The sequence below is a fragment of the Pseudomonas sp. Q12-87 genome, assembly GCF_001269755.1.
Taxonomy (GTDB): domain Bacteria; phylum Pseudomonadota; class Gammaproteobacteria; order Pseudomonadales; family Pseudomonadaceae; genus Aquipseudomonas; species Aquipseudomonas fluorescens_S.
On the sequence record NZ_LHVI01000023.1, the window covers coordinates 342,679 to 366,820 of the forward strand.

The following is a 24,142-nucleotide window of genomic DNA, read 5'->3' on the forward strand; positions in this document are numbered from 1 at the left end:
TCCGATCGCCGTGATGAAACGTGACGAAACCGGTCTGGGCTTGCGGAGAACCCTGATGAAAAAACTCAAACTGGTAATGATCGGCAACGGCATGGCCGGGGTTCGAACCCTTGAAGAACTGCTCAAGCTGAGCAACGAGCTGTACGACATCACGGTGTTCGGCGCCGAGCCTCACACCAACTACAACCGCATCCTGCTCTCGCCGGTGCTGGCCGGTGAGCAGACATTCGAAGAGATCGTGCTCAACGACCTGAGCTGGTACCTGGACAACAACATCAAGCTGCTGCTCAACCGCAAGGTGGTGGAGATCGATCGGGTCAAGCGCCGGGTCATTGCCGAAGACGGCAGCGAAGCCGAATACGATCGCCTGCTGATCGCCACCGGTTCCACCCCTTTCATCCTGCCGATCCCCGGCAATACCCTGGATGGCGTGATCGGCTACCGCGACATCGCCGACACCCAGGCGATGATCAACACCGCCAAGACCCACAAGCACGCCGTGGTAATCGGCGGTGGCCTGCTCGGCCTGGAAGCCGCCAATGGCCTGAAGCTGCGGGGCATGGACGTGACCGTCGTGCACATTGGCGAATGGTTGCTGGAACGCCAACTCGACAAGACCAGCGGCCAACTCCTGCAAATCGCCCTGGAAAACCGCGGTCTGAAATTTCGCCTCAGCGAGCAGACCCAGGCCCTGCACGACGCCGGCAACGGCCGGGTCGGCTCGGTGCAGTTCAAGAACGGCGACATCATTCCCGCCGACCTGGTGGTGATGGCCGCCGGCATCCGCCCCAACACCGAATTGGCGGAAAAGTCCGGCATCCCCTGCAACCGCGGGATCCTGGTCAACGACACCATGCAAACTTACGACCCGCGCATCTATGCCATCGGTGAATGCGCCAGCCATCGCGGCACCGCCTACGGTCTGGTCGCACCGTTGTTCGAACAGGCCAAGGTCTGCGCCAACCACCTCGCACAACTGGGCTTCGCCACGTACAAGGGTTCAGTGACTTCGACCAAGTTGAAAGTCACCGGCATCGACCTGTTCTCCGCCGGCGATTTCATGGGTGGCGAAGGCACCGAGACCATCACCCTTTCCGACCCGATCGGCGGCGTCTACAAAAAGCTGGTGATCAAGGATGACGTGTTGGTCGGCGCCTGCCTGTACGGCGATACGGCGGATGGCGGTTGGTATTTCCGTCAGATCCGTGAAAACCACGCCATCAGCGAGATCCGCGATCACTTGATGTTCGGGGAAAACGCCTTGGGCGATGTAGGCCACCAAGGCCAGGACAAAGCCATGAGCATGGCCGACACTGCCGAAGTCTGCGGCTGCAATGGCGTGTGCAAGGGCACCATCGTCAAGGCGATCCAGGAACACGGGCTGTTCAGCGTCGACGATGTGAAAAAACACACCAAGGCCGCCAGCTCCTGCGGTTCCTGCGCCGGCCTGGTGGAGCAGATCCTGATCAACACCGTGGGTGGCGCGGCGGACGTCAAACCCAAAAGTGAGAAAGCCATCTGCGGTTGCAGCGACCTCAACCACGGCCAGATCCGCCAGGCGATCCGCGACCAGCACCTGCTGACCATCGCCGGAACCATGAGCTACCTGAACTGGCGCACCCCGAACGGCTGCGCCACCTGCCGCCCGGCGTTGAACTACTACCTGATTTCCAGCTGGCCCGGCGAAGCCCAGGACGACCCGCAATCGCGCCTGATCAACGAGCGCGCCCATGCCAACATCCAAAAAGACGGCACCTACTCGGTGGTCCCGCGGATGTGGGGCGGCGTGACCAATCCATCCGAGCTGCGGCGCATTGCCGACGTGGCCGATAAATACAACGTGCCCATGGTCAAGGTCACCGGCGGCCAACGCATCGACTTGCTCGGCATCAAGAAACAGGACCTGCCCGGCGTGTGGAAAGACCTCGACATGCCGTCCGGCCACGCCTACGGCAAGTCTATCCGCACCGTGAAGACCTGCGTGGGCAGCGAGTTTTGCCGCTTCGGCACGCAAAACTCCACGCAGTTGGGCATCGAACTGGAACATGACCTGTTCAACATGTGGTCGCCCCACAAGGTCAAGCTGGCCGTCTCCGGTTGCCCGCGCAACTGCTCGGAAGCGGGCATCAAGGACGTCGGCATCATCGGCGTCGATTCCGGCTGGGAGATGTACATCGGTGGCAACGGCGGGATCAAGACCGAAGTCGCCGAATTTTTCGTCAAGCTCAAGACCGCCGAAGAAGTGCGTGAATACAACGGCGCCTTCCTGCAGTTGTACCGCGAAGAAGCCTTCTACCTTGAACGCACCGTGCACTACATGCAGCGGGTCGGCATGGAGCACATCAAGAAAGCCGTGCTCGAAGACCCCGAGCGGCGCAAAGCCCTTCACGAACGTCTGAAATTTTCCCTGTCGCTGGAACAGGACCCATGGAAGCAACGCCTGGAACAACCCCAGCTGAAGAAAGAGTTCGAGGTCATTCCCGTGAAAAGCCTGGAGGTGCCGGCATGAACTGGCTGGATATCTGCGCCCTGGAAGAGATCAATATCCTGGGCTCGCGCATCATCAATGGCCCGAAAGGCGATATCGCGATTTTTCGTACCAGCGACGATGAAGTATTCGCACTGGATGACCGTTGCCCGCATAAGGGTGGCCCGTTATCCCAAGGCTTGGTGTACGGCAAGCGCGTGGCCTGCCCGCTGCACAACTGGCAGATCGACCTGGAAAGCGGCCAGGCCCAGGCGCCGGATGTGGGCTGCGCCCATCATCATTCGACGCGGGTCGAGAACGGCCGGGTGATGCTGGCGCTGCGGGACGCAAGCTGATGAGCCGCCAGACCACTGCCTCGACCTGCTGTTACTGCGGGGTCGGTTGCGGCGTGCTGATCAACCATGACGACGAGCGCATCCTCGGCGTCAGTGGCGATCCCGCGCACCCGGCCAACTTTGGCAAACTGTGCAGCAAAGGCTCGACCCTGCATTTGACCGGCGACCTCGCCGCCCGCGCCTTGTATCCCGAACTGCGTCTGGGCAAAGGCTTGGCTCGAGCGCGTACCGACTGGGACAGCGCCCTCGAACACGCCGCCAGCGTGTTCGCCGACACCATTGCCGAGCATGGTCCCGACAGCGTGGCGTTCTATATCTCCGGCCAACTGCTGACCGAGGATTACTATGCCTTCAACAAACTCGCCCGGGCGCTGGTGGGCACCAACAACATCGACAGCAACTCGCGGCTGTGCATGTCCTCCGCCGTGGTGGGCTACAAGCGCAGCCTCGGCGCCGATGCGCCACCGTGCAGTTATGAAGACCTGGAGCTGAGCGACTGCGTAATGATCGTCGGCAGCAACATGGCCTACGCGCACCCGATCCTGTTTCGTCGCCTTGAAGAAGCCAAATCCCGCCGGCCACAGATGAAAATCATCGTCATCGACCCTCGGCGTACAGACACCTGCGACCTGGCGGACCTGCACCTGGCGATCCTGCCCGGTACCGATGTCGCCTTGTTCCATGGGATTTTGCACCTGCTGCTGTGGGAAGACTGGGTCGACCGCGACTTCATCAAGGCCCATACCGAAGGGCTGGCCGACCTGAAGAACCTGGTGCGCGACTACACCCCGAGCATGGTCGCCCAGCTATGCGGTATTAGCATCGAGCAGCTGCACCAATGCGCCGAGTGGGTCGGTACGTCGCCGAGTTTCCTGTCGCTGTGGTGCATGGGCCTCAACCAGTCCACCGCCGGGAGCGCCAAGAACAGCGCGCTGATCAACCTGCATCTGGCCACCGGACAAATCGGCCGCCCGGGCGCCGGGCCCTTCTCGCTGACCGGCCAGCCCAATGCCATGGGCGGACGGGAAACCGGCAGCCTGTCGAACCTGCTGCCCGGCCATCGCGAAGCCGCCAACCCGGAGCATCGCGCCGAAGTCGCCCGCTACTGGGGCGTCGAACAATTGCCCGCCACCCCTGGCTTGAGCGCCATCGAGTTGTTCGAGCTGGTTCGCAGCGGCAAGATCAAGGCCTTGTGGATCGCCTGCACCAACCCGGCCCAATCGATGCCGGACCAGACCGCGGTACGTGAAGCGCTGCAAGCCTGCCCGTTCGTGGTGTTGCAGGAAGCCTTCCGCACCACCGAAACCGCCGCATTTGCCGACCTGCTGTTGCCTGCCGCCAGTTGGGGCGAGAAAGAAGGCTCGGTGACCAACTCCGAACGGCGCATTTCCCACGTCCGCCGGGCAGTCGCCGCACCGGGTGAAGCGCGCGCGGACTGGGCAATCACGGTGGATTTCGCACAGCGCCTGGAGAAACGCCTGCGGCCTGACCAGCCCAGCCTGTTTGCCTTTGAAAACCCGGCCCAACTGTTCGATGAATACAAGCAACTGACCCGTGGCCGTGACCTGGACCTGTCGGGCATCAGCCATGCCTTGATCGATCAACTCGGCCCGCAGCAGTGGCCCTTCCCGGAAGGCGCCACGGTGGGCACCGCTCGCCTGTACGTGGACGGTATTTTCCCCACTGATAACGGCCGCGCCCGATTTGTGACCGAACCGTATCGCGCCGCCAAGGAACTGCGTGATGCACGCTACCCCTTGACCCTGAACACCGGTCGCTTGCGTGACCAATGGCACGGCATGAGCCGCACCGGTACCGCGGCCCAGTTGTTTGGCCACGTGAACGAAGCCGTCCTCAGCCTGCACCCCGACGAACTGACTCGCCACCGCCTGCAAGCCGGCGACCTGGTCAGCCTCAAGAGCCGGCGTGGCGCGCTAGTCGTGGCCGTGGACAGCGACGAAAGCGTCCGCCCCGGCCAGGCGTTCCTGCCCATGCACTGGGGTGACCGCTTCCTCAAGGGTGGGGTCAACAGCCTGACCCAACCGGCCTTCGATCCCTTGTCGAAACAACCGGAACTCAAGCACAGCGGCGTGCGCCTGGAACCGGTGAGCCTGCCCTGGCAACTTTTCGCCCTGATCGAGGGCGATGTCCAACGGCATTTGGAGACCTTGCGACCGCTGTGTGAGGCGTTTGCCTACGTCAGCCTGAGCCTTACCGGTCGTGAACGTCCGGCGTTGCTGATTCGCGCTGCCAGCGCTGTCGCACCCGAACCTCAACTGCTGCAGGCAATCGACGAGCAATTGGGCCTGATCGATGGACCGGTGTTGGCCTACGACGATCCGCGTCGCGCCATCGGTAAACGAGTGCGGATCGAAAACGGTCGCATCACCGCCATTCGCCTGGCCGGGGAAACCCTGGCCCGACACTGGTTGCAGAATCTCTGGCTGGAAGGCCGTGCCGATGAACAACTGCGGCGCTGGTTGCTGGCGCCTTTGAGCGCGCCGCCGGGTAACGTCGGCGCTGCGACAGGCGGCGGCAAGACGTTGTGCAACTGCCTGAATGTCAGCCAGCGAGCGATTTGCGCGGGCATCGAGCGCGGCCTGGACTTGCAGGGGCTGAAACAGGAACTGGGCTGTGGCACGCAATGCGGATCCTGCGTACCGGAAATCAAGCGCCTGCTGGTTGCCACTGCGCAACCGCTGGTGGCTATCTCGTGAGGAAAACACTATGAACGCAAAAGTCTGGCTGGTGGGTGCAGGTCCCGGTGACCCTGAATTGCTGACCCTCAAAGCCGTGCGCGCCTTGAGCGAGGCCGACGTGGTGCTGATCGACGACTTGGTCAACGACGCGGTGCTGGAGCACTGCCCCACTGCGCGCATCATTGCCGTGGGCAAGCGCGGCGGGTGCCGGTCCACGCCACAGGCCTTCATTCATCGGCTGATGCTGCGTTACGCCCGCCAGGGCAAATGCGTGGTACGCCTCAAGGGCGGCGATCCGTGCATTTTCGGCCGCGGCGGTGAAGAAGCGCAGTGGCTGCGTGAGCATGGCGTCGAAGTGGAACTGGTCAATGGCATCACCGCCGGGCTTGCGGGGGCTACCCAGTGCGATATCCCCTTGACCCTGCGCGGCGTTGCCCGAGGCGTGACGCTGGTCACCGCCCATACCCAGGACGGCAGCAGTCTGAACTGGCAAGCATTGGCCCAAGGCGGGACGACCCTGGTGGTGTACATGGGGGTGGCGAAACTGAGCGAGATTCGTGAACAGCTGCTGGCCGGTGGCTTGGCGGCTGAGACGCCGGTGGCCATGATCGAAAATGCCTCCCTGCCCCACCAACGTGACTGCCGCAGCGACCTGGCCTCGATGGAAACCGCTGCCAGCGCCTTCCAACTCAAGAGCCCGGCGATCCTGGTGATTGGCGCGGTGGCCGGCGCTGTCGAACTGGCCGCCTCGCAGCCCGCGTGGGCCCAGGCTTCGGCGCAGTAACAAACACTCCCGCAGGTTTTGCTTTGCCTGGCATAAGCTGCGAGCCATAAATCGCAGGCAAAGAAAAGCCCGGCCTAAGCCGGGCTTTTCCAAAGCTGTGGGCTAATTACTTAGCTTGGGCTTCAACCTGCGCTTCTACGCGACGGTTAACTGCACGACCAGCTTCAGTAGCGTTGTCAGCTACTGGGCGGGATTCGCCGTAGCCAACCGACTGAACGCGGGACGATTCAACACCGTACTGGTTGGTCAGAACGTTCTTAACGGCGGTAGCACGACGCTCAGACAGTTTCTGGTTGTAAGCGTCAGGACCGACGGAGTCAGTGTGACCTTCAACAGTAGTGGTGGTGGATGGGTACTGCTTCATGAAGTCAGCCAGGTTCTTGATGTCGCCGTAGCTGTTAGGCTTGACAACCGACTTGTCGAAGTCGAACTTGACGTCCAGCTCAACACGTACGACTTCAGCAACAGCTGGGCAGCCATCAGCGTCAACGGTAACGTTGGCTGGGGTGTCTGGGCACTTGTCGACGTTGTCGCACACGCCATCGTTGTCGCTGTCGGAGCAGACTTCAGCCGGAGCTGGAACTGGAGCAGCAGCAGGCTTGGAGCCGCCACCGAAGTTCACACCGATACCGACGCTTGGCGCCCACTCGGTGTCGCCCTGGTCGATGTTGTACTGAGCTTCAACGCCGGCACGGGCGTAGAAGTTCTCGGTGAAGTACAGCTTGGCGCCGCCACCAACGTTGGCGAAGGTGGAACGGTTACGACCGCCGGAGCCGTTCTGACCGATGCTTTGGTCGGAGAAGCCAGCCGATACGTACGGACGCAGCATGTCACCCGGGTTGTTGAAGTGGTACAGGGCATCCAGAGCGGTGTTGGCGCCCTTGATGTTACGACCATCATCGGAACGTGCGTTGTGCACTTCGTCGTAGGCCAGACGCAGTTCAACGTCGTCGGTCAGGAAGTAACCAACCGAACCGCCGAACAGGTTGCCGTTGTTCTTGAAGTTACGAGCGCTGTCGAATTGTTCTTTCTTGGCGAAGCCTTCGATTTCAACTGCGCCTTGGCCTTGTGCCAGAGCGCCGAACGAAGTGGCAGCAATCAAAGAACCAATGGCAAAGCCCAAGGTGTTTTTCAGTTTCATCCGTTAAATCCCCATCTGGTGATTGTGAAGCAGTCCCGCAAACCGGGGGACAACTCGGCGGCAAGTCTATCAGAACTTGCCTACACGTAAGAGATATTTGCGCTGAACTAAGTTTCAGCAATGCCTGCAAATTTCTCACGCAATTTGTCAAGAGCGCGCTTGTAACGCATTTTTGTCGCGCTCAAACCCATATGCATTATGTCTGCGATCTCCTGGAATTCCAGCTCTGCGACAAATCGTAGCACCAGAATTTCCCGATCGATCGGGTTTACATAGACCAGCCAGCGATCGAGTCCACCCTTTTCCTCGGGCTTGGGCGCCTTGTCTTCCGACGCTTCCTCGAGAGGGTCCAGGCTCAACGCGTCCATCAAGCGACGCTTTCGCCGTTCCTTGCGATACTGCGTGATGCATTCGTTGTAGGTGATGCTGTAGAGCCAGGTCTTGAACTTCGATTTCCCCTCGAAGTTCTTCAGGCCATACAGCACCTTCAACATCACCTCCTGACAGACATCGTCAGCATCGCGATCGTTCCCCAGATAACGTGCACAGACGTTAAATAATGTTCTCTGGTAACGGCGCATCAACTCTTCGTATGCACGGGTTACGTGGAACAGCTCCGTATGCGCGCGCGCGACCAACTCCTCATCGGAGAGATCACGGGGGTCATAGCGCGTGGATAGCGATTGGGGTTTGTTCAAAACAAGTCGGGCCGACAGTCAAGGTCAATGTGCGCCGCAGCCTGCGTTACCAGGCATTTTGCGGCGGCATACATTAGCAGGGTTTGCCGGGTTAGCGGCTACTCACATGCTGTTCCAGCAGGATCCGATTGGAGAGCGACACCAGCTCGCCCTCGTCGGTCAGCAATGTAGTCTTCACCGTGCCGATCTCTTCGATCTGGCCTTCGACCTCGCCAACACGCACTTGTTGCCCAACCTCATACAGCTCACGCACATAGATTCCCGCAAGAATCTGGCCGGCGATTTCCCGGCTTCCCAAGCCCATGGCCAGCGCAACCGCCAGACCAACGGTAATCAATACGATCACGATCACGTGGTTGAGCAGGTCGGTCTTGACCTCCAACTGGCTGATCGCCACCGAAATACTGATGATGATCACCAGGCCCTGGGCGATTCGCCCAACGCCAGCGGCGTAATCCAGCCCGACTCCTTCGGCCGCACCGCGCACCAGCCCGTTGGCCAGTTGCGCCAGCAGCACGCCGACCAGCAGCACCAGCGCCGCACCGAAAACCTTCGGCAGATACAGCGCGAGCATGTCCAGCGTCGCTGAAACCCGCTCAAGGCCAAGGGATTCAGCCGCCGAAACGAGGAAAATGAGCAGCACGAACCAATAGACAATCTTGCCGACCAGGGTCGAGATCGGCACCTGGATGCCGCCACGGGACAACAATTTGGTCAGGCCGGTGCCACCCATCAGGCGATCGAGGCCCAGTTTGGCGAGCAGCTTGGAGAGCAGCGTATCCAGCAGCTTGGCCACGACAAACCCGAGCAACAGCACGACCAGCGCGCCGAAGAGGTTGGGGATGAAGTTGGCCACTTTGGTCCACAACGCAGTCATTGCCGTGACGAGGCTCTGGGTCCAGAGATCAAGTTCCATATTCAATCAGCCTTATCAGCGGTGCGAGTAACGGGTTTACGACGGGAAACCGGCGAGACATGGGCCGATCCGTTATTCAAGGCGATCATCAGCGCGGGCAACCAGCGGCCCAGCAGGCTGAACAGATCGCCGGCGCCGACCTGGCGGTTGGCGGTTTTCAATACACGTCCCAGGCATGCATCGTCGTCCCGGCTGGACGGCGAAGCCTTGAGCATGTCGCGCAAAGACTGTTCAAACGGATCGTGCATACGCACCTCTCGTGATGTCTGTGGAAGACGCGATCAAATTTCGTCGGGTCACATGAAGCCTCGTCACACCCAGCGCAAACGGCGAAATAACCACCATTGCCCCAGGGCCACGCAGATCATCAGCAAGCAAGCGACGATGAATCCGTAGGGGCTGGCGGAAAACGGAATGCCGCCGACGTTGATCCCCAGAAGCCCGGTGAGAAAACTCATCGGCAGGAAGATCCCGGTGATGATGCCGAAGCGGTACATGGTGCGGTTCATGCGTATTGAAAGACGCCGGTCTTCGGCCTCCAGCACAAGCCCCACGCGCTCCCGGGTCAATTCCAGCTCCTCGAGGTAGCGGGTCAGGCTGTTGTTCAACTCGTTCCAATAGTCACCGTCGTCATCGGCAAACCATGACAATTTCAGCCGGGTCATCTGGCCGAAGATGTCCCGCTGCGGTGCGAGGAATCGCTTCAATCCGGCCGCCCTTCGGCGGATGTGCAAAATGACGTCGTGTTCGGGGGTATACCGTTCGTCGGCATCGAGTTTTTCTTCCTCGCCATCGACGATTTCCGAAAGACAGGTCACCAGGTCCTGCACCTTGTTGGTGAGGTACTGCGCCATATAAAGGATGAGTTCCGACGCCGTTTTCGGTCCCTTGCCCTCGGCCAGTTGCGCCAGCAGCTCATCGGTGGCACGCAATGGACGCAGGCGCAGGGAAATCACGCGCTCGGCGGAAGCGAAGATGCGCACCGAGACCATGTCTTCGGGCTCGGCCCCCGGGTTGAGATTGATCCCGCGCAGAAACAGCAGCAGCTCGGCGTTGGGCAACGGCAACAACCGTGGCCGGGTATTTTCTTCCAGCAACAGGTCGCAGTTGAATTCACTCAGGCCGCTGGATTTGCGCAGCCAGGTATGGGTTTGCGGATGACTGCGATCCCAGTGCAGCCACAGGCTTTCATGAGCCAGCAGCTGCAGGTCGTCGAGTTCGGTCCGGGCTATGGAACGCGCGCCACCTTTACCGTCCAGCACCAGCGCATGCACCAGCCCCCATTGCGCGTTTTCTTCCTCGAACATCCTCATCCCTTATGGCTGTGGCGCTTCATTCAGGCATTTTCAGCGGGCTGGGCGAGACGATCACGCCGTTGTTGTCCGCATAGACATACTCGCCTGGACGAAACGTCACGCCGGCAAAGGTCACCGGTACATTGAGCTCGCCGACGCCGCGCCGATCAGTCTTCATCGGATGACTGGCCAGGGCCTGAACCCCAAGGTCCGTCTGGGCAATGATGTCGACGTCGCGGATGCACCCGTAGACCACCAGCCCTTCCCAGCCATTTTTCGCGGCTTTTTCCGCCAGCATGTCACCCAGCAATGCCCGGCGCAGGGAGCCACCGCCGTCGACTACCAGCACCTTGCCATTGCCCTGGAGCTCAACCTGCTCCTTGACCCGCGAATTGTCCTCGAAGCATTTGATGGTCACGATTTCGCCGCCGAACGAATCGCGGCCACCGAAATTGCTGAACATCGGCTCCAGCACCTGCACCAGTTCCGGATAGGCGTCGCACAGGTCGGGCGTGAGGTAATGGTTCATCGAACAACTCCTGAAAGGCTGGAACGTCAGATTGAATGGGCAACCGTTTGTGACCGTAACCGCGTAACGCGTCATATCTTAGCCGCAAGCCGACCTGAGCGAAATGCCCTTGTCAGAGCCTTCGCCTCAAACCGCTTCGGCCAGGCTGGGCTGTTGCGCGAGCAACGGCGTGTGCTGATCCTCCAGCCAACGCGCAACCAGCGGCCAGACCTCGGCGTGGGCGGCTTTGCTGACCAGCATCTCGACATGGCCGAAATCGCCAGTGAAACCCTGCTGGCGACCGAGGCAGACAAACTGCTTGTGCTCGGAACCGATCTGCTCGAAGAGTTTGCGACATGCCCAGGTCGGATCCTGATGATCGCCCGCAGCACTCACCGCCAGTACTGGCAGCTGGACGTCAGCCAACCCAGCCCACCAGTTCTTCTCCGCATCGCCGAAACGCCCGAACAGGCCATACCAGCGCATGCTTTCCAGCGCCAGGCCGATGGGCTCGTCCTCGGGACCGCGCTTGAGCCGAGAACCAGACAATTGGGCGAATCGCTTGAGGATGAACCGTCCGCTCCACTCTACCGGCGGAATTTTCAGCGGCCAGTAGGTGCGGCTGACTTGGGTACCAAAAAACGCCGCCGAAGCCACGGCTGGCTCGCCCAGGTAATGACCGCCCAACGCCGCCGCCAGGGTGATACCACCCAGGGAATGGCCGATCCAATGCGGCACTTGCCCGCTTTGCTCGCGCACAAAGGCGCCAATGGCCGGCAAGTCATAACGGGCGTAATCGGCCACGCGATTGTTGCGATAGCCCTGGTTGCGCTGGGACAGCCCATGGCCGCGCATCTCGGGAATCCAGACATCGAACCCCAGTCGGGTCAGGTAAGCCCCCAGGCCAAGCCCCTTGGGCGAATACCAGAAGCGTCGGTTGGAGAAACTGCCGTGCAGCAGGATCACCGGGACACCACGGGTTTCGCCGGCATCGGCCAGGCCCAACCGCGTGACGGCCAGCTCGACGCTGACGTCCGGGCTGTTGCCAGGTTTCAAGCGATAGACATCTTCGCTCAGATCACCGCGCCGCTCGGCGCTGATCAGGGCGACAGGAAAGAGGTTGCTGCTGCTTTGCATAAGGCTCTTGCACAAAAAAGGGCGGCATCCGAAGAGCCCGCCCTACTTCAAATCAAAAGGGGGTCGTTAAGGCGAAATGCCCGTTGGTTTAGCGAAACCTATGTGGGAGCGGGCTTGCTCGCGAAGAGGGCGGAACATTCAACACTAATGTTGCCCGATACACCGCTTTCGCGAGCAAGCCCGCTCCCACAGGGGGTTTCGCTTAACTGACAAAAATCAGCCAGTCAGCCCCCTTCACTCAATCAGACCGCCGCCTGACCCTCGGCCAGGAAGAACCAGGTTTCCAGCACGGAGTCGGGGTTCAACGAAACGCTTTCGATGCCCTGCTCCATCAGCCACTTGGCCAAATCCGGGTGGTCCGAAGGGCCCTGGCCGCAGATGCCGATGTATTTGCCGGCCTTGTTGCAGGCGGCGATGGCATTGGCCAGCAGCTTCTTGACCGCCGGGTTCCGCTCGTCGAACAAGTGCGCGATGATTCCGGAGTCGCGGTCCAGGCCCAGGGTCAGCTGGGTCAGGTCGTTGGAGCCGATGGAGAAACCGTCGAAGAACTCGAGGAACTCTTCCGCCAGGATCGCGTTGGAAGGCAGCTCGCACATCATGATCACGCGCAGGCCGTTCTCGCCACGGGCCAGGCCGTTTTCCGCCAGCAGGTCAACGACCTGGCTCGCTTCGCCCAGGGTGCGCACGAACGGCACCATGATCTCGACGTTGGTCAGGCCCATCTCGTTGCGCACGCGCTTGAGGGCGCGGCACTCGAGCTCGAAGCAGTCACGGAACGATTCGCTGATGTAGCGCGAAGCACCGCGGAAACCCAACATCGGGTTTTCTTCTTCCGGCTCGTAGAGTTTGCCGCCGATCAGGTTGGCGTATTCGTTGGACTTGAAGTCCGACAGGCGCACGATGACTTTTTTCGGCCAGAACGCCGCCGCCAGGGTGCTGATGCCTTCCACCAGTTTCTCGACGTAGAAGCCGACCGGATCGTCGTAGCCGGCGATGCGCTTGTCGACGCTGTCCTTGATCTCCGACGGCAGGCCGTCGTAGTTCAGCAACGCCTTGGGGTGCACGCCGATCATGCGGTTGATGATGAACTCCAGGCGGGCCAGGCCCACGCCGGCATTCGGCAATTGTGCGAAGTCAAAGGCACGGTCCGGGTTGCCGACGTTCATCATGATCTTGAACGGCAGCTCCGGCATGGCGTCTACGGAGTTCTTCTTGATGTCGAAGCCCAGCTCGCCCTCGAAGATGTAGCCGGTATCGCCTTCGGCGCAGGAAACGGTCACGCCCTGGCCGTCCTTGAGCAGTTGGGTGGCGTTACCGCAACCAACGACCGCCGGGATCCCCAGTTCACGGGCGATGATCGCCGCGTGGCAGGTACGCCCGCCGCGGTTGGTGACGATGGCGCTGGCGCGCTTCATCACCGGTTCCCAGTCCGGATCGGTCATGTCGGAAACCAGTACGTCGCCGGGCTGGACCTTGTCCATTTCCGAGACGTCCTTGATGATCCGCACCTTGCCGGCGCCGATGCGCTGGCCAATGGCGCGGCCTTCCACCAGCACGGTGCCGGTTTCCTTGAGCAGGTAGCGCTCCATGACGTTGGCCTGGGTGCGGCTCTTCACGGTTTCCGGACGGGCCTGCACGATGTACAGCTTGCCGTCGTCACCGTCCTTGGCCCATTCGATGTCCATCGGGCACTTGTAGTGCTTCTCGATGATCATCGCCTGCTTGGCCAGCTCGCTGACTTCAGCGTCGGTCAGGCAGAAACGCGCGCGTTCGGCCTTGTCCACATCGACGGTTTTCACCGAGCGACCGGCCTTGGCCTCGTCGCCGTAGATCATTTTGATCGCCTTGCTGCCCAGGTTTCGGCGCAGGATGGCTGGACGGCCGGCTTCCAGGGTGCCCTTGTGAACGTAGAACTCATCCGGGTTCACGGCGCCCTGCACGACGGTTTCACCCAGGCCGTAGGCGCCGGTGATGAACACCACGTCACGGAAACCCGACTCGGTGTCGAGGGTGAACATCACGCCGGCGGTGCCGGTTTCGGAACGGACCATGCGCTGCACACCGGCGGACAGGGCGACCAGCTTGTGGTCGAAGCCCTGGTGCACGCGGTAGGAAATGGCACGGTCGTTGAAAAGGGAGGCGAAGACTTCCTTGGCAGCACGGATGACGTTTTCCACGCCACGGATGTTCAGGAACGTTTCCTGTTGGCCGGCAAAGGAGGCGTCCGGCAGGTCTTCGGCGGTGGCCGAGGAACGCACGGCGACGGCAACGTCGGGATTGCCTTCCGACAGCTTGGCAAACGCGGTGCGGATCTCGGCGTTCAGTTTCTCGGGGAACTCGGCTTCCATGATCCATTGGCGGATCTGGGCGCCGGTCTTGGCCAGGGCATTGACGTCATCGACATCCAGGGCATCGAGCGCGTCGTGGATCTGTTGGTTCAGGCCGCTCAGTTCCAGGAAATCACGATAAGCCTGGGCGGTCGTGGCAAAGCCACCTGGCACCGACACACCGGCACCGGCGAGGTTGCTGATCATCTCGCCCAGGGATGCGTTCTTGCCCCCCACATGCTCCACATCATGGACGCCGAGCTTATCGAGGGAAACTACGTACTCTACCAAGGTGATCTCTCCACTAACTGTGTTGGAAAAGCTCAAGGCACCGACGGCTCCAGGGGAGCGATTGCCGGCGATATGGCCTGGACCTGGAAAATAAGTGAGAATGCGGGCCACTGGCGGCCGACAAATCGCGCCTATCATATCCAAGAATCGTCACTAGCTCACTAGCTTAAGGCCCAGGGCACAAATGAAACGATCTGCGTTCTTTATTTCCGATGGCACCGGCATCACGGCCGAGACCTTGGGCCAAAGCCTGTTGGCACAGTTCGAAAACATTACCTTCGCCAAGCTGACACGTCCGTACATCGACAGTGTCGACAAAGCGCGGGCCATGGTACAGCAGATCAATAAAGCCGCCGAAACCGACGGTTTCCGCCCGATCATCTTCGATACCATCGTCAATCAGGACATCCGTGAGATTCTCGCAACGTCCAATGGTTTCATGATCGACATATTTTCCACCTTCCTGGCACCCCTGGAGCAGGAACTCAGCGAGCACTCCTCCTACTCCGTCGGCAAGTCCCATTCCATTGGCCATAACTCCAACTACATGGAGCGGATCGAGGCCGTCAACTTCGCGCTGGACAACGATGACGGCGCCCGCACGCATTATTACGACAAGGCCGACCTTATCCTAGTGGGTGTGTCGCGCTGTGGTAAGACGCCGACGTGTCTGTACATGGCGATGCAGTTTGGCATCCGCGCAGCCAACTATCCGCTGACCGAAGACGACATGGAACGCCTGCAACTGCCCAGCGCCCTGCGCGCCCACCAGCACAAGCTGTTCGGGCTGACCATCGATCCGGACCGCCTCACCGCAATCCGCAACGAACGCAAGCCCAACAGCCGCTATTCGAGCTATGCCCAGTGCGAATTCGAAGTGCGCGAAGTGGAAAATCTATTCCGGCGGGAGAACATTGCGCATATCAATTCCACGCATTTTTCCGTGGAGGAGATTTCGGCGAAGATCCTGGTGGAGAAAGGGGTGGAGCGGCGGTTCAAGTAAAGTAACGACAACACAACATCCCTGTGGCTCGGGAGCTTGCTCCCGCTGGGGCGCGAAGCGGCCCCTGGCGGTTGGATGCAGGCTGTTTGATAGACCGCGGCGCCTGGCTTTAGGGCTGCTGCGCAGCCCAGCGGGAGCAAGCTCCCTCGCCACGGAGGGCTCGGCCTTATGTTTCAGAGGGTGGCGGCCTGCTCGTCCATTTTCTTGCGCAGGCTCAAGGGGCGCATGTCGGTCCAGACTTCTTCTATATAGGCCAGGCATTCCTGCTTGAAGCCGCTTTTGCCGACGGTACGCCAGCCTTCGGGGATCGCTTTGTAGTCCGGCCAGATCGAATACTGCTCTTCGTGGTTGACCACGACCTGGAAGAGGATGTCCTCACGGTCGAATACTGAAGTCATGGGTATCTCTCCATCTTTGCTCGAGGTTCGCTGCGGCGCATGCGCAGCAAGGCTATGAAAGGAACGTATGACGCCGGCGGAAAATTAGGCCTCGGCTACGGCGGCCTCCAAGGCTCGTCCGAAAATCTCGGCGACCCGGTCGATTTCGGCCTTTGTGATGATCAACGGCGGCAGGAAACGCACCACACTGCCCTGCCGGCCGCCCAATTCCAGGATCAGCCCCCGCTTGAGGCACTCACGCTGCAGCCGAGGCGCCAGCCATGGATGCACCGGAGGATGGCCCTGGACATCGGGCTGGCCTGCCGGGTCCACCAGTTCAACGCCGAGCATCAGCCCGCGCCCGCGAATATCGCCCAACTGCGGGAAGTCGCGCTGCAAAATATGCAGGTGCTCGCTCAGGCGTTCGCCCATGGCGGCTGCGTGGGCCGGCAGGTCGTGCTCCACCAGGTAACACATCACGGCGGAACCGGCGGCCATGGCCATTTGATTGCCGCGGAAGGTCCCGGCATGGGCACCCGGCAGCCAGGTGTCGAGCCAATCGCGATACACCACCACCGCCAGCGGCAGGCTGCCGCCGATGGCCTTCGATAGCACCACCACGTCCGGAATGATTCCGGCATGCTCGAACGCGAACATTTTGCCGGTACGGCCGAAGCCGCTCTGGATTTCGTCAACGATCAGCGCCACGCCAGCCTTCGCGGTGATGCGGCGCAAGCCACGCACCCAGTCAAGGTCGGCGGGTATGACCCCGCCCTCGCCTTGCACCACCTCGACGATCACCGCCGCCGGCAGCTGCACGCCGGCCTCGGGGTCGTTCAGCAGGTTTTCCAGGTAATGCAGGTTGGCTTTCACGCCTGCGGCGCCGCCCAGCCCGAACGGGCAGCGATAGTCGTAGGGATATGGCATGAATTGCACGCCATTGCTGAGCAAGGCCCCCAAGGGTTTTTTCGGCCCCAGGCTGCCCATCAGGCTCAACGCGCCCTGGCTCATGCCGTGATAACCGCCCTGGAACGACAACACGGTGCTGCGTCCGGTGGCGGTGCGCACCAGCTTGAGCGCAGCTTCTACCGCATCAGTGCCGGTGGGGCCGCAGAACTGAATCCTGGCCTCGGCGGCCAGTTGCGCCGGCAGCAGGCCGAACAGATCCTGGACGAAGCGATCCTTGACCGGCGTGGTCAGGTCCAGGGTGTGCAACGGCAGCTCATCGGCCAGCACCTGCTGGATCGCCTCGATCACCACCGGGTGGTTGTGCCCCAGCGCCAACGTACCGGCCCCGGCCAGGCAGTCGATGAAAGTCCGCCCTTCGACATCTTCGACATACAACCCCCGCGCGCGCTTGAGGGCCAGGGGAATGCGCCGTGGATAGCTGCGGGCGTTGGATTCCTGGAGATTCTGGCGGGCCAGCAATGGCGACTCACTGAACTGGTAGAGCGTCTCAGCCAGCGCGACGCTGCCCCGTGCCGGCTGTGCTTCGATAAGGCTATTGGCGACTGACATTTTGCGACCCCGAAATCCACTGTAAGTAGCGACCCAAATGCACACCAGGCAGGTGCGCATCCAGTCGGGCGCACGTGCAGGCTTTCCTATTGTGGAAACGCATCAGCGAGGCAAGGATTTACTCTCGGGCTGTGCAACATGGCGAGGGAGCTTGCTCCCTCGCCACTTATTCAGGGGTTGCCTGGACTGGCATGGTCAATTCGACTCGCAGCCCGTCGGGACGGCTGTCGAAATGCAGGCCGCAGCCACAACGCTGGACGATGGCCTGGACGATCGCCAGCCCGAGCCCGCAGCCGGTGCTCTGACCGTTGCGCCAGAAGCGCTGGGTCAGGTGCTGGATATCGTCGGCGGCGATGCCGGGGCCGTGATCGCGGACTTGGAAACGCACGCGCTGGCCGATCATTTCCAGGCTCAGTTCCACCTCGGTATCGTCCGGGGTGTGGCGCAGGGCGTTATCCAGCAGGTTGCGCAAGGCCGCGATGGAAAGCACCGCCGGCATCTGCACCGGTGCATCGGACAGCCCGGGCGCTATGTGCAAGTTGATTCGCCGGGAGTCGCTGCTGGCCGCATCATGGATCGCCAGCCGCGCGACCTGCTCGGCGTTGCACTGCACACCATCGTCGAAGGACAGGCTGCCCTCGACCCTCGCCAGCAGCAATAACTGTTCAAGCGTGCGATGCAAGCGGTCGGCGCCCTCCTCGGCCCGGGCCAGGGATTGGTCACGGGCCGCGCCTTCGGTCATGCGCGCCACTTGCAAATGGGTCTTGATGGCCGTCAGCGGGCTGCGCAATTCGTGGGCAGCATCGCCGGTCAGCCGGCGCTCGCGCTCGATGGTCTTGCCGATGCGCTGGAACAACTGGTTCTGGGTTTCCAGCAACGGCCGCAACTCGCTGGGCAGCGGATGGATCTGCAAGGGTTCCAGGGAGTCGGCATTGCGCCGCATCAGGGCATCGCGCATGCGATTGAGCGGCGCCAGGCCCTGGCCGATGCCCAGCCACAACAGGCACAAGCAACCGAGCAACGCCACGCCTACCGGCACCGAGGCCGCCAGCAGCACCGACAGGTTCAGGGCTTCGCGTTCGATCTGGCGGTCAGCGGTGGTGATGCGCAAATCGCCCCGAGCCAGGGTGAAGCTGCGCCACGGCGCGCCATCGATCATTTGGTCATGGAAGCCGACCTTCTCGGCTTCCAGGGTTTGCTCCGGGGTGGAGTGGCTGCGGGCGAGGATCTCGCCGCGCAAGGAGCTGACCTGGCAGGCCATGCCCCCTGGAATACTCAATTGCTCGGCGCTTAGATGCGTGCCTTCGCCCTTGGTGGGCAATGGCATCTGTTCCAGTAGGCCGGCGACCATTCGCGCCGACGCCACCAGGCGCTGGTCGAGCGAGAACATCATCTGGTTGCGCAGGTCGCTGAGCATCCACGCCGCGGCCAGGGCCCAGATCAGGGCGAAGGCAGCGCCGAGGGTCAGGCTCAGGCGCAGTCGCAGGCTCATCACTTGGAAGTTTCTCCACCTTCAGCCGGCCCCAGGCGATAACCGAGCCCACGCACGGTCTCGACAATGCCATTGCCCAGCTTGCGCCGCAGGTGGTGGATATGAACATTGAGGGCGTTGCTTTCCAGTTCGTCGTTGAAGCCGTAGACGCTGTCCTTGAGTTGCTCGGTGGACAGCACCCGGCCGCGACTGTGCAACAAGGCCTGCAACAACGACTGCTCGCGCCGGGACAGATCCACCGGCTGGCCGTCCAAGGTAGTTTCGCGGCTGCTGGGGTCGTAGGTCAGGCGACCGTGCTCAATCAGATTGACACTGCGCCCCGCCACGCGCCGCAGCAAGGTGTGCAGGCGCGCCGCGAGCTCGCGCAGATCGAAGGGCTTGAGCAAATAGTCATCGGCGCCGGCCTGCAAGCCGTCGACCCGGTCGGTCACCGAATCCCGGGCGGTGAGGATCAGCACCGGAATCTCCAGGCCTTGCTGGCGCAGTTGCCTGAGCAGCTTGAGGCCGTCCTCGTCGGGCAGCCCCAGGTCCAGCACCATGACGTCGAACTCGGCCACGCCGACCATCGCCCGCGCCGCCGATGCCGTGGCGACGTGCTCGACGGTCAGGCCCTGGGCGGTGAGCCCGGCAACGATCCCGCTGGCAATCAACTCATCGTCTTCGCAGACCAGTACGTGCATGGTAAGCCCTGTGGAAAAAGGTACATTAGGCCGCTGGCCGATTAAGCCGACATTATGCGACGAGTCCGGCGAACATGGGCGATCATTGCAGCCTGACGGTCGCCGCCGGGTTAATCGACGGTTAATCGCCAGCCGCCATTGTGCCTCCCACTTGCTCTGTTCTAAGGCTTTACCCATGCGTCGATTGTTTTTGCTGTGGCTGCTGCTGATTTCGAGCCTGGCCCAGGCCGCCAACCCCTTCGAGACCAAACCCGACTTCCTGCCGGTGGAAAAGGCGTTCGTGTTCACCTCCGAACGCCTGGACTCCGGTGAAACCCAGCTGTTCTGGCAGATCGCCGATGGCTACTACCTGTATCAGCAGCGGCTCAAGTTCGATGGCCTGGCCGAGGCACAGAAGCCGGCGCTGCCCGAGGGGGAAGCCCATAGCGACGAGTTTTTCGGCGACCAGCAGGTCTATCGCCAGGCCCTGGAATTGAAGATTCCGGCCGGCGCCACGGGCAAGATCAAGGTCGGCTTCCAGGGCTGCGCCGATGCGGGCCTGTGCTATCCACCCCAGACCCAAGTGGTGGATCTGGGTGGCGGTGCAGCCGCGACAGCCCCTGGCGAGGCACCAGACCAGGCCCTGGCCAGCGGCCTGCAACAACGGGCCCTGGGCTGGAGCCTGCTGGTGTTCTTTGGCCTCGGGCTGCTGCTGGCGTTCACGCCGTGTTCCCTGCCGATGCTACCGATCCTCGCCGGGTTGGTCGTGGGCAGCGGCGCCGGGCCAAGGCGTGGCCTGGCCTTGGCCGGCAGCTACGTGATCAGCATGGCATTGGTGTACGCCGCCATGGGCGTGCTCGCCGCGCTGCTGGGCGCCAATCTCCAGGCGCTGTTGCAGCAACCCTGGCTGCTGGGCACCTTCGCGGCGATATTCGTTTTGCTGGCGCTGCCGATGTTCGGTTTCTTCGAATTGCAATTGCCGGCCGCCCTGCGCGATCGCCTGGAAAAAGCCGGGAGCCAGCGGCGCGGCGGCAGCCTGGTGGGCGCCGGTGTGCTCGGCGCGCTGTCCGGCCTGCTGGTAGGCCCCTGCATGACCGCCCCGCTGGCCGGCGCGCTGCTGTACATCGCCCAGAGCGGCAATGCGCTGCACGGTGGCCTGATCCTGTTCACCATGGGTATCGGCATGGGCCTGCCATTGTTGCTGCTGGTGACGGTGGGCAACCGCTTCCTGCCCAAGCCGGGCGCATGGATGAACCTGGTCAAGGGCGTGTTCGGCTTCCTGTTCCTGGGTACCGCGTTGCTGCTGGTTCGGCCAGTCATCGATGGTTCGCTATGGATCGGCCTGTGGGGTGCGTTGCTGCTGATCGCCGCCTACAGCGCCTGGCGCCAGACCGAAGGGTTCGGACGCATCGCCTATGTCTGCGGCAGTGCCTCGCTGTTGTTCGGCCTGTGGGGCAGCTTGCTGGTGATTGGCGCAGCGGGCGGCGGCGACGACTTCTTCCAGCCTTTGAAGATCTACGCCGGCAGCGAAGGCCGCACGACCGCAAGCGCCCACGATGCTTTCATCACCGTCAGCGAACCTGCCTTCCTGCAACGGGAGCTGGACGCCGCCAAGGCCCAGGGTCAATGGGTACTGTTGGACTACTACGCCGACTGGTGCGTGTCCTGCAAAATCATGGAAAAAAAAGTGTTCGGCCGCGCCGAGGTACTGGACGCCCTGAAGGATGTGCGCCTGTTGCGCCTGGACGTGACCGCCGATAATGCCGCCAGCCGCGAACTGCTGAGCCGTTACCAAGTGCCAGGGCCGCCGAGCCTGCTGTGGATCGGTGCCGACGGTAAAGAACGTCGCAGCCAGCGGATCACCGGGGAAGTCGACGCCAAGGCATTCCTGGAGCGCTGGACCGTCACCCGGGACGCGCGCTGATGCTGACGTTGACCCTGGGCACCTTTGCCATCGCCCTCAATCATTTATTGCTGATCAGCGCCCTGGCACTGGCGACATTCGTAGGCTGGCGGGTGGCCAAGCGCGGTGGCGAGAACCCCGAGTCGGTGCTGTTCGTACTGTTCCTGCTGGGGCTGTTGGCTTCGCGGATCGGCTTCGTCATCGCCTACTGGCAGCATTACCAGGACGCCCCGTGGCAGATCATTGACCTGCGCGACGGAGGTTTCCTGGCCTGGCCGGGCATCCTCGCGCTGGTGATTGGCGCTTTGTCGTGGGCCCGACGTCGCCCGCCCCTGCGCCGTCCGCTGGGCTTCGGTGTCGGCAGCGGTTTGCTGTTCTGGCTGGTAGCAACCCTGTCGCTGACGATTTACGAGCAAGGCACCCGGTTGCCGGACATCAACCTGCGCACCGCCGACGGCGAGACCGTGAAACTCACCGATTATCAGGGCGGCCCCCTGGTGATCAACCTCTGGGCCACCTGGTGCCCGCCCTGCCGCCGTGAAATGCCGGTGCTGGAAGAAGCCCAGCAGCAGCGTCCGGACCTGACCTTCTTGTTCGTCAACCAGGCCGAAAGCATGCAAAGCGTCAGCACCTACCTCGCCACCCAGGGTTTGAGCCTGACCAACGTGTTGTTCGATGGCAGCGGTCGCCTCGGCCAGGCCGTCGGTTCAATGGCCTTGCCTACGACGCTGTTCTACAGCGCCGACGGCCGTCTGCTGGGCAGCCACTTGGGTGAGTTGTCCGAAGCGAGCCTGGCCCGCGCCCTGGAAAACTTCGAAACGCCGGGCTCGACCACGGCGCCCCACCCCGCCATAAGGAAATCGCCATGCCCCGCCTCCGCCACCTGCTGACCCTGGCCGTTGCCGCCGCCCTGTCGCAGGCGCCCTTGCTACAGGCCGAAGAGTTGCCCGCGGCCATCAAGAAGCTCGAAGCCAAGGGTGCGAAAATCGTCGGCACGTTCGACGCCCCGGACGGGTTGCGCGGGTATGCCGCGCAATACCAGAACCGTGGCATGACGCTGTACCTGACACCGGACGGACAACATGTCCTGCTGGGCAACCTGTACGACGCCGATGGCAAGGATCTCAGCGCAGAACCGCTGCAAAAGATGGTCTATGCGCCTATGGCCAAGGCGATCTGGGCCAAGATGGAAGGCAGCAACTGGATCCCCGACGGCAGCAAGGACGCACCACGCACGGTGTATCTGTTCAGCGATCCGAACTGCCCGTACTGCAACATGTTCTGGGAGCAGGCACGGCCATGGGTCAAGGCCGGCAAGGTGCAACTGCGCCATATCATGGTCGGCATCATCCGCGAAGACAGCCCGGGTAAATCAGCCGCGCTGCTGGCGGCCAAGGACCCGGAGAAAGCCCTGGAATCCCATGAAAAAGCCGGCAAGGGCAGCGCACTCAAACCCCTGAAGGACATCCCTCCGGCCATCCAGGCAAAACTGGACGCCAACCAGCAATTGATGGACGAACTGGAACTGTCCGCCACCCCGGCGATTTTCTATATGGACGACAACGGCGAACTGCAGCAGCAACAAGGCGCGCCCTCGCCGGACAAACTGGTGAAGATCCTCGGGCCGAAGTGATATCGACTCCGAAGACCCCATCGCGAGCAGGCTCGCTCCCACAGTTTTAACTGTGTTTGCCAATTCTGCGTCGTTGCAATCCCCTGTGGGAGCGGGCTTGCTCGCGAAAGCGGTGGGTCAGCGGCGCAGGAATTCGAGCAATGCAGCGGTCACGAATTCCGGGTTCTCCAGGTTGGAGATATGCCCTGCTTCCGGGATCAGGACAGAGCGACAACCGATCAGCTCAGCCATTTCCTTGGCCTCCGACGGTGGGCGCGGTTTGTCCTGGTCACCGCACATCACCAAGGTGTTTTTGGCATCGAGTCCGGGCAGGCGCGAGAGGATATCGTCCCGTCCGAAAATGATCCGCCCCAGCGGCACGATGCTGTCGCGCAAGCGATCAGCCGGCAGCGCGGCCAACGCAGCGCGAAATTGCTGGTAGAGCGATGACTGAGGATCGATACCCGGCCGGAAAAAGATCGGCACGACGATGTCCAGCAAGGGTTCGGGAATGCTGCCGCTGGCTTCGATCTTGTCGAACAGCGAGAAGTAATACTGGCGAGTCTGCTCCGGCTCCACACCCGCGTAGGTGTCCATCAGCACCAGCGACTCGAGCCGCTTCGGCGCCGCCAACGCCAGCCGCGTGCCCCACATTCCGCCCACCGAGAGCCCCACCAGGTGGAAGCAATCAATATTCAGGGTATCCATCAACAGCAATGCCTGGCGAGCCAGGTCGTTCAGCGAAGCCATGCCCTCGGGCATTGGCCCGGTTTGACCGTGGCCCCAAAGATCCGGGGCGATCACCCGGTACTGCCGGGACAACGCGTCGATCTGCGGCGCCCACATCGCGTGGTCCCACAAATAACTGCTGCCCAGCAGCACCACCGGGCCATGGCCTTGGTCAAGGTAATGAAGGGGTTGTCCGTCAATGGTTGCAAAGGGCATCGATGACCTCCTTG

The 24,142-nt window shown here is 61.9% G+C and carries 21 protein-coding genes; 8 read left to right on the top strand and 13 right to left on the bottom strand.

Annotated elements, in window-relative coordinates:
* Positions 1–55 precede the first annotated feature (55 nt).
* The 4 genes from nirB to cobA are packed head-to-tail and all read left to right on the top strand — an operon-like array spanning position 56 to position 6,306.
* Positions 56–2,509: a nitrite reductase large subunit NirB gene (gene nirB, locus AD663_RS18215; RefSeq protein WP_053214290.1), complete on the top strand. Its 2,454-nt coding sequence runs from the start codon at positions 56–58 to the stop codon at positions 2,507–2,509.
* Entirely contained in the window at positions 2,506–2,823 is a 318-nt protein-coding gene (nirD, locus tag AD663_RS18220) for a nitrite reductase small subunit NirD (protein WP_003183605.1), read from the top strand. Before nirB ends, nirD begins: the two co-directional genes overlap by 4 nt.
* Positions 2,823–5,540 (top strand): nitrate reductase, encoded by a 2,718-nt coding sequence (locus tag AD663_RS18225; protein WP_053214291.1) that lies wholly within the window; start codon positions 2,823–2,825, stop codon positions 5,538–5,540. Before nirD ends, AD663_RS18225 begins: the two co-directional genes overlap by 1 nt.
* 10 nt (positions 5,541–5,550) lie before the next feature.
* The gene (gene cobA / locus AD663_RS18230) at positions 5,551–6,306 is read left to right on the top strand and encodes a uroporphyrinogen-III C-methyltransferase (RefSeq protein WP_053214292.1); all 756 of its coding nucleotides are present in this window, start codon (positions 5,551–5,553) and stop codon (positions 6,304–6,306) included.
* Between the two features lie 106 nt (positions 6,307–6,412).
* On the opposite strand, the gene AD663_RS18235 is transcribed toward cobA, so the two are convergent.
* From AD663_RS18235 to ppsA, 8 genes are all read right to left on the bottom strand, one after another.
* Positions 6,413–7,447 carry an OmpA family protein gene (locus AD663_RS18235; RefSeq protein ID WP_003183613.1) on the bottom strand — a complete coding sequence of 345 codons (1,035 nt, stop codon included), beginning with the start codon at positions 7,445–7,447 and terminating at the stop codon, positions 6,413–6,415.
* A 107-nt stretch (positions 7,448–7,554) separates the two neighbouring features.
* Entirely contained in the window at positions 7,555–8,145 is a 591-nt protein-coding gene (gene sigX / locus AD663_RS18240; RefSeq protein ID WP_003183614.1) for an RNA polymerase sigma factor SigX, read from the bottom strand.
* Between the two features lie 91 nt (positions 8,146–8,236).
* Complete coding sequence (locus AD663_RS18245) at positions 8,237–9,061, bottom strand: mechanosensitive ion channel domain-containing protein (RefSeq protein ID WP_003183617.1); 825 nt, start codon at positions 9,059–9,061, stop codon at positions 8,237–8,239.
* A 2-nt stretch (positions 9,062–9,063) separates the two neighbouring features.
* Positions 9,064–9,309: a hypothetical protein gene (locus AD663_RS18250; protein WP_014337331.1), complete on the bottom strand. Its 246-nt coding sequence runs from the start codon at positions 9,307–9,309 to the stop codon at positions 9,064–9,066.
* Positions 9,310–9,372: 63 nt separating this feature from the next.
* Positions 9,373–10,368 (bottom strand): zinc transporter ZntB, encoded by a 996-nt coding sequence (locus tag AD663_RS18255; protein ID WP_053214293.1) that lies wholly within the window; start codon positions 10,366–10,368, stop codon positions 9,373–9,375.
* Positions 10,369–10,393: 25 nt separating this feature from the next.
* Positions 10,394–10,885, bottom strand: a complete 492-nt coding sequence (gene rraA, locus AD663_RS18260) for a ribonuclease E activity regulator RraA (RefSeq protein WP_003183622.1) — start codon at positions 10,883–10,885, stop codon at positions 10,394–10,396.
* 126 nt (positions 10,886–11,011) lie between these two features.
* On the bottom strand, positions 11,012–12,001 hold the full coding sequence (locus tag AD663_RS18265) for an alpha/beta fold hydrolase (RefSeq protein WP_003183623.1): 990 nt from the start codon (positions 11,999–12,001) through the stop codon (positions 11,012–11,014).
* 242 nt (positions 12,002–12,243) lie between these two features.
* Positions 12,244–14,619: a phosphoenolpyruvate synthase gene (gene ppsA, locus AD663_RS18270; RefSeq protein ID WP_003183625.1), complete on the bottom strand. Its 2,376-nt coding sequence runs from the start codon at positions 14,617–14,619 to the stop codon at positions 12,244–12,246.
* A gap of 184 nt (positions 14,620–14,803) precedes the next feature.
* Between ppsA and AD663_RS18280 the strand changes: the two genes are divergently transcribed.
* A complete protein-coding gene (locus AD663_RS18280) occupies positions 14,804–15,622 on the top strand; it encodes a pyruvate, water dikinase regulatory protein (protein WP_003183628.1) in 819 nt (272 codons plus the stop codon).
* Positions 15,623–15,795: 173 nt separating this feature from the next.
* Here AD663_RS18280 and AD663_RS18285 read toward each other — a convergent pair whose 3' ends face one another.
* From AD663_RS18285 to AD663_RS18300, 4 genes are all read right to left on the bottom strand, one after another.
* A complete protein-coding gene (locus AD663_RS18285) occupies positions 15,796–16,020 on the bottom strand; it encodes an MbtH family protein (protein WP_003183630.1) in 225 nt (74 codons plus the stop codon).
* An 84-nt stretch (positions 16,021–16,104) separates the two neighbouring features.
* Positions 16,105–17,517 carry an aspartate aminotransferase family protein gene (locus tag AD663_RS18290; protein WP_053214303.1) on the bottom strand — a complete coding sequence of 471 codons (1,413 nt, stop codon included), beginning with the start codon at positions 17,515–17,517 and terminating at the stop codon, positions 16,105–16,107.
* 166 nt (positions 17,518–17,683) lie between these two features.
* Entirely contained in the window at positions 17,684–19,012 is a 1,329-nt protein-coding gene (locus AD663_RS18295; RefSeq protein ID WP_033046171.1) for an ATP-binding protein, read from the bottom strand.
* The gene (locus AD663_RS18300) at positions 19,009–19,689 is read right to left on the bottom strand and encodes a response regulator (RefSeq protein ID WP_003183636.1); all 681 of its coding nucleotides are present in this window, start codon (positions 19,687–19,689) and stop codon (positions 19,009–19,011) included. The genes AD663_RS18295 and AD663_RS18300 overlap by 4 nt, the downstream gene beginning before the upstream one ends.
* 175 nt (positions 19,690–19,864) lie before the next feature.
* Between AD663_RS18300 and dsbD the strand changes: the two genes are divergently transcribed.
* Genes dsbD through dsbG form a run of 3 tightly spaced genes read left to right on the top strand, consistent with a single transcriptional unit; the run spans position 19,865 to position 23,204 of the window.
* Positions 19,865–21,592: a protein-disulfide reductase DsbD gene (gene dsbD, locus AD663_RS18305; protein WP_053214294.1), complete on the top strand. Its 1,728-nt coding sequence runs from the start codon at positions 19,865–19,867 to the stop codon at positions 21,590–21,592.
* Positions 21,592–22,461 carry a TlpA disulfide reductase family protein gene (locus AD663_RS18310; protein ID WP_003183640.1) on the top strand — a complete coding sequence of 290 codons (870 nt, stop codon included), beginning with the start codon at positions 21,592–21,594 and terminating at the stop codon, positions 22,459–22,461. The genes dsbD and AD663_RS18310 overlap by 1 nt, the downstream gene beginning before the upstream one ends.
* Positions 22,437–23,204: a thiol:disulfide interchange protein DsbG gene (gene dsbG / locus AD663_RS18315; protein WP_003183641.1), complete on the top strand. Its 768-nt coding sequence runs from the start codon at positions 22,437–22,439 to the stop codon at positions 23,202–23,204. Before AD663_RS18310 ends, dsbG begins: the two co-directional genes overlap by 25 nt.
* 117 nt (positions 23,205–23,321) lie before the next feature.
* Here the strand turns inward: dsbG and AD663_RS18320 are convergent, their stop codons facing one another.
* A complete protein-coding gene (locus AD663_RS18320; RefSeq protein ID WP_053214295.1) occupies positions 23,322–24,128 on the bottom strand; it encodes an alpha/beta fold hydrolase in 807 nt (268 codons plus the stop codon).
* Positions 24,129–24,142 lie beyond the last annotated feature (14 nt).

What these genes read in the sequence shown, in the direction of transcription:
- nirB (WP_053214290.1), top strand. Translation starts at nt 56, where the DNA reads ATGAAAAAACTCAAACTGGTAATGATCGGCAACGGCATGGCCGGGGTT.
- nirD (WP_003183605.1), top strand. Translation starts at nt 2,506, where the DNA reads ATGAACTGGCTGGATATCTGCGCCCTGGAAGAGATCAATATCCTGGGC.
- AD663_RS18225 (WP_053214291.1), top strand. Translation starts at nt 2,823, where the DNA reads ATGAGCCGCCAGACCACTGCCTCGACCTGCTGTTACTGCGGGGTCGGT.
- cobA (WP_053214292.1), top strand. Translation starts at nt 5,551, where the DNA reads ATGAACGCAAAAGTCTGGCTGGTGGGTGCAGGTCCCGGTGACCCTGAA.
- AD663_RS18235 (WP_003183613.1), bottom strand. Translation starts at nt 7,447, where the DNA reads ATGAAACTGAAAAACACCTTGGGCTTTGCCATTGGTTCTTTGATTGCT.
- AD663_RS18245 (WP_003183617.1), bottom strand. Translation starts at nt 9,061, where the DNA reads ATGGAACTTGATCTCTGGACCCAGAGCCTCGTCACGGCAATGACTGCG.
- AD663_RS18250 (WP_014337331.1), bottom strand. Translation starts at nt 9,309, where the DNA reads ATGCACGATCCGTTTGAACAGTCTTTGCGCGACATGCTCAAGGCTTCG.
- AD663_RS18255 (WP_053214293.1), bottom strand. Translation starts at nt 10,368, where the DNA reads ATGTTCGAGGAAGAAAACGCGCAATGGGGGCTGGTGCATGCGCTGGTG.
- rraA (WP_003183622.1), bottom strand. Translation starts at nt 10,885, where the DNA reads ATGAACCATTACCTCACGCCCGACCTGTGCGACGCCTATCCGGAACTG.
- AD663_RS18265 (WP_003183623.1), bottom strand. Translation starts at nt 12,001, where the DNA reads ATGCAAAGCAGCAGCAACCTCTTTCCTGTCGCCCTGATCAGCGCCGAG.
- AD663_RS18280 (WP_003183628.1), top strand. Translation starts at nt 14,804, where the DNA reads ATGAAACGATCTGCGTTCTTTATTTCCGATGGCACCGGCATCACGGCC.
- AD663_RS18285 (WP_003183630.1), bottom strand. Translation starts at nt 16,020, where the DNA reads ATGACTTCAGTATTCGACCGTGAGGACATCCTCTTCCAGGTCGTGGTC.
- AD663_RS18290 (WP_053214303.1), bottom strand. Translation starts at nt 17,517, where the DNA reads ATGTCAGTCGCCAATAGCCTTATCGAAGCACAGCCGGCACGGGGCAGC.
- AD663_RS18300 (WP_003183636.1), bottom strand. Translation starts at nt 19,689, where the DNA reads ATGCACGTACTGGTCTGCGAAGACGATGAGTTGATTGCCAGCGGGATC.
- dsbD (WP_053214294.1), top strand. Translation starts at nt 19,865, where the DNA reads ATGCGTCGATTGTTTTTGCTGTGGCTGCTGCTGATTTCGAGCCTGGCC.
- AD663_RS18310 (WP_003183640.1), top strand. Translation starts at nt 21,592, where the DNA reads ATGCTGACGTTGACCCTGGGCACCTTTGCCATCGCCCTCAATCATTTA.
- dsbG (WP_003183641.1), top strand. Translation starts at nt 22,437, where the DNA reads ATGCCCCGCCTCCGCCACCTGCTGACCCTGGCCGTTGCCGCCGCCCTG.
- AD663_RS18320 (WP_053214295.1), bottom strand. Translation starts at nt 24,128, where the DNA reads ATGCCCTTTGCAACCATTGACGGACAACCCCTTCATTACCTTGACCAA.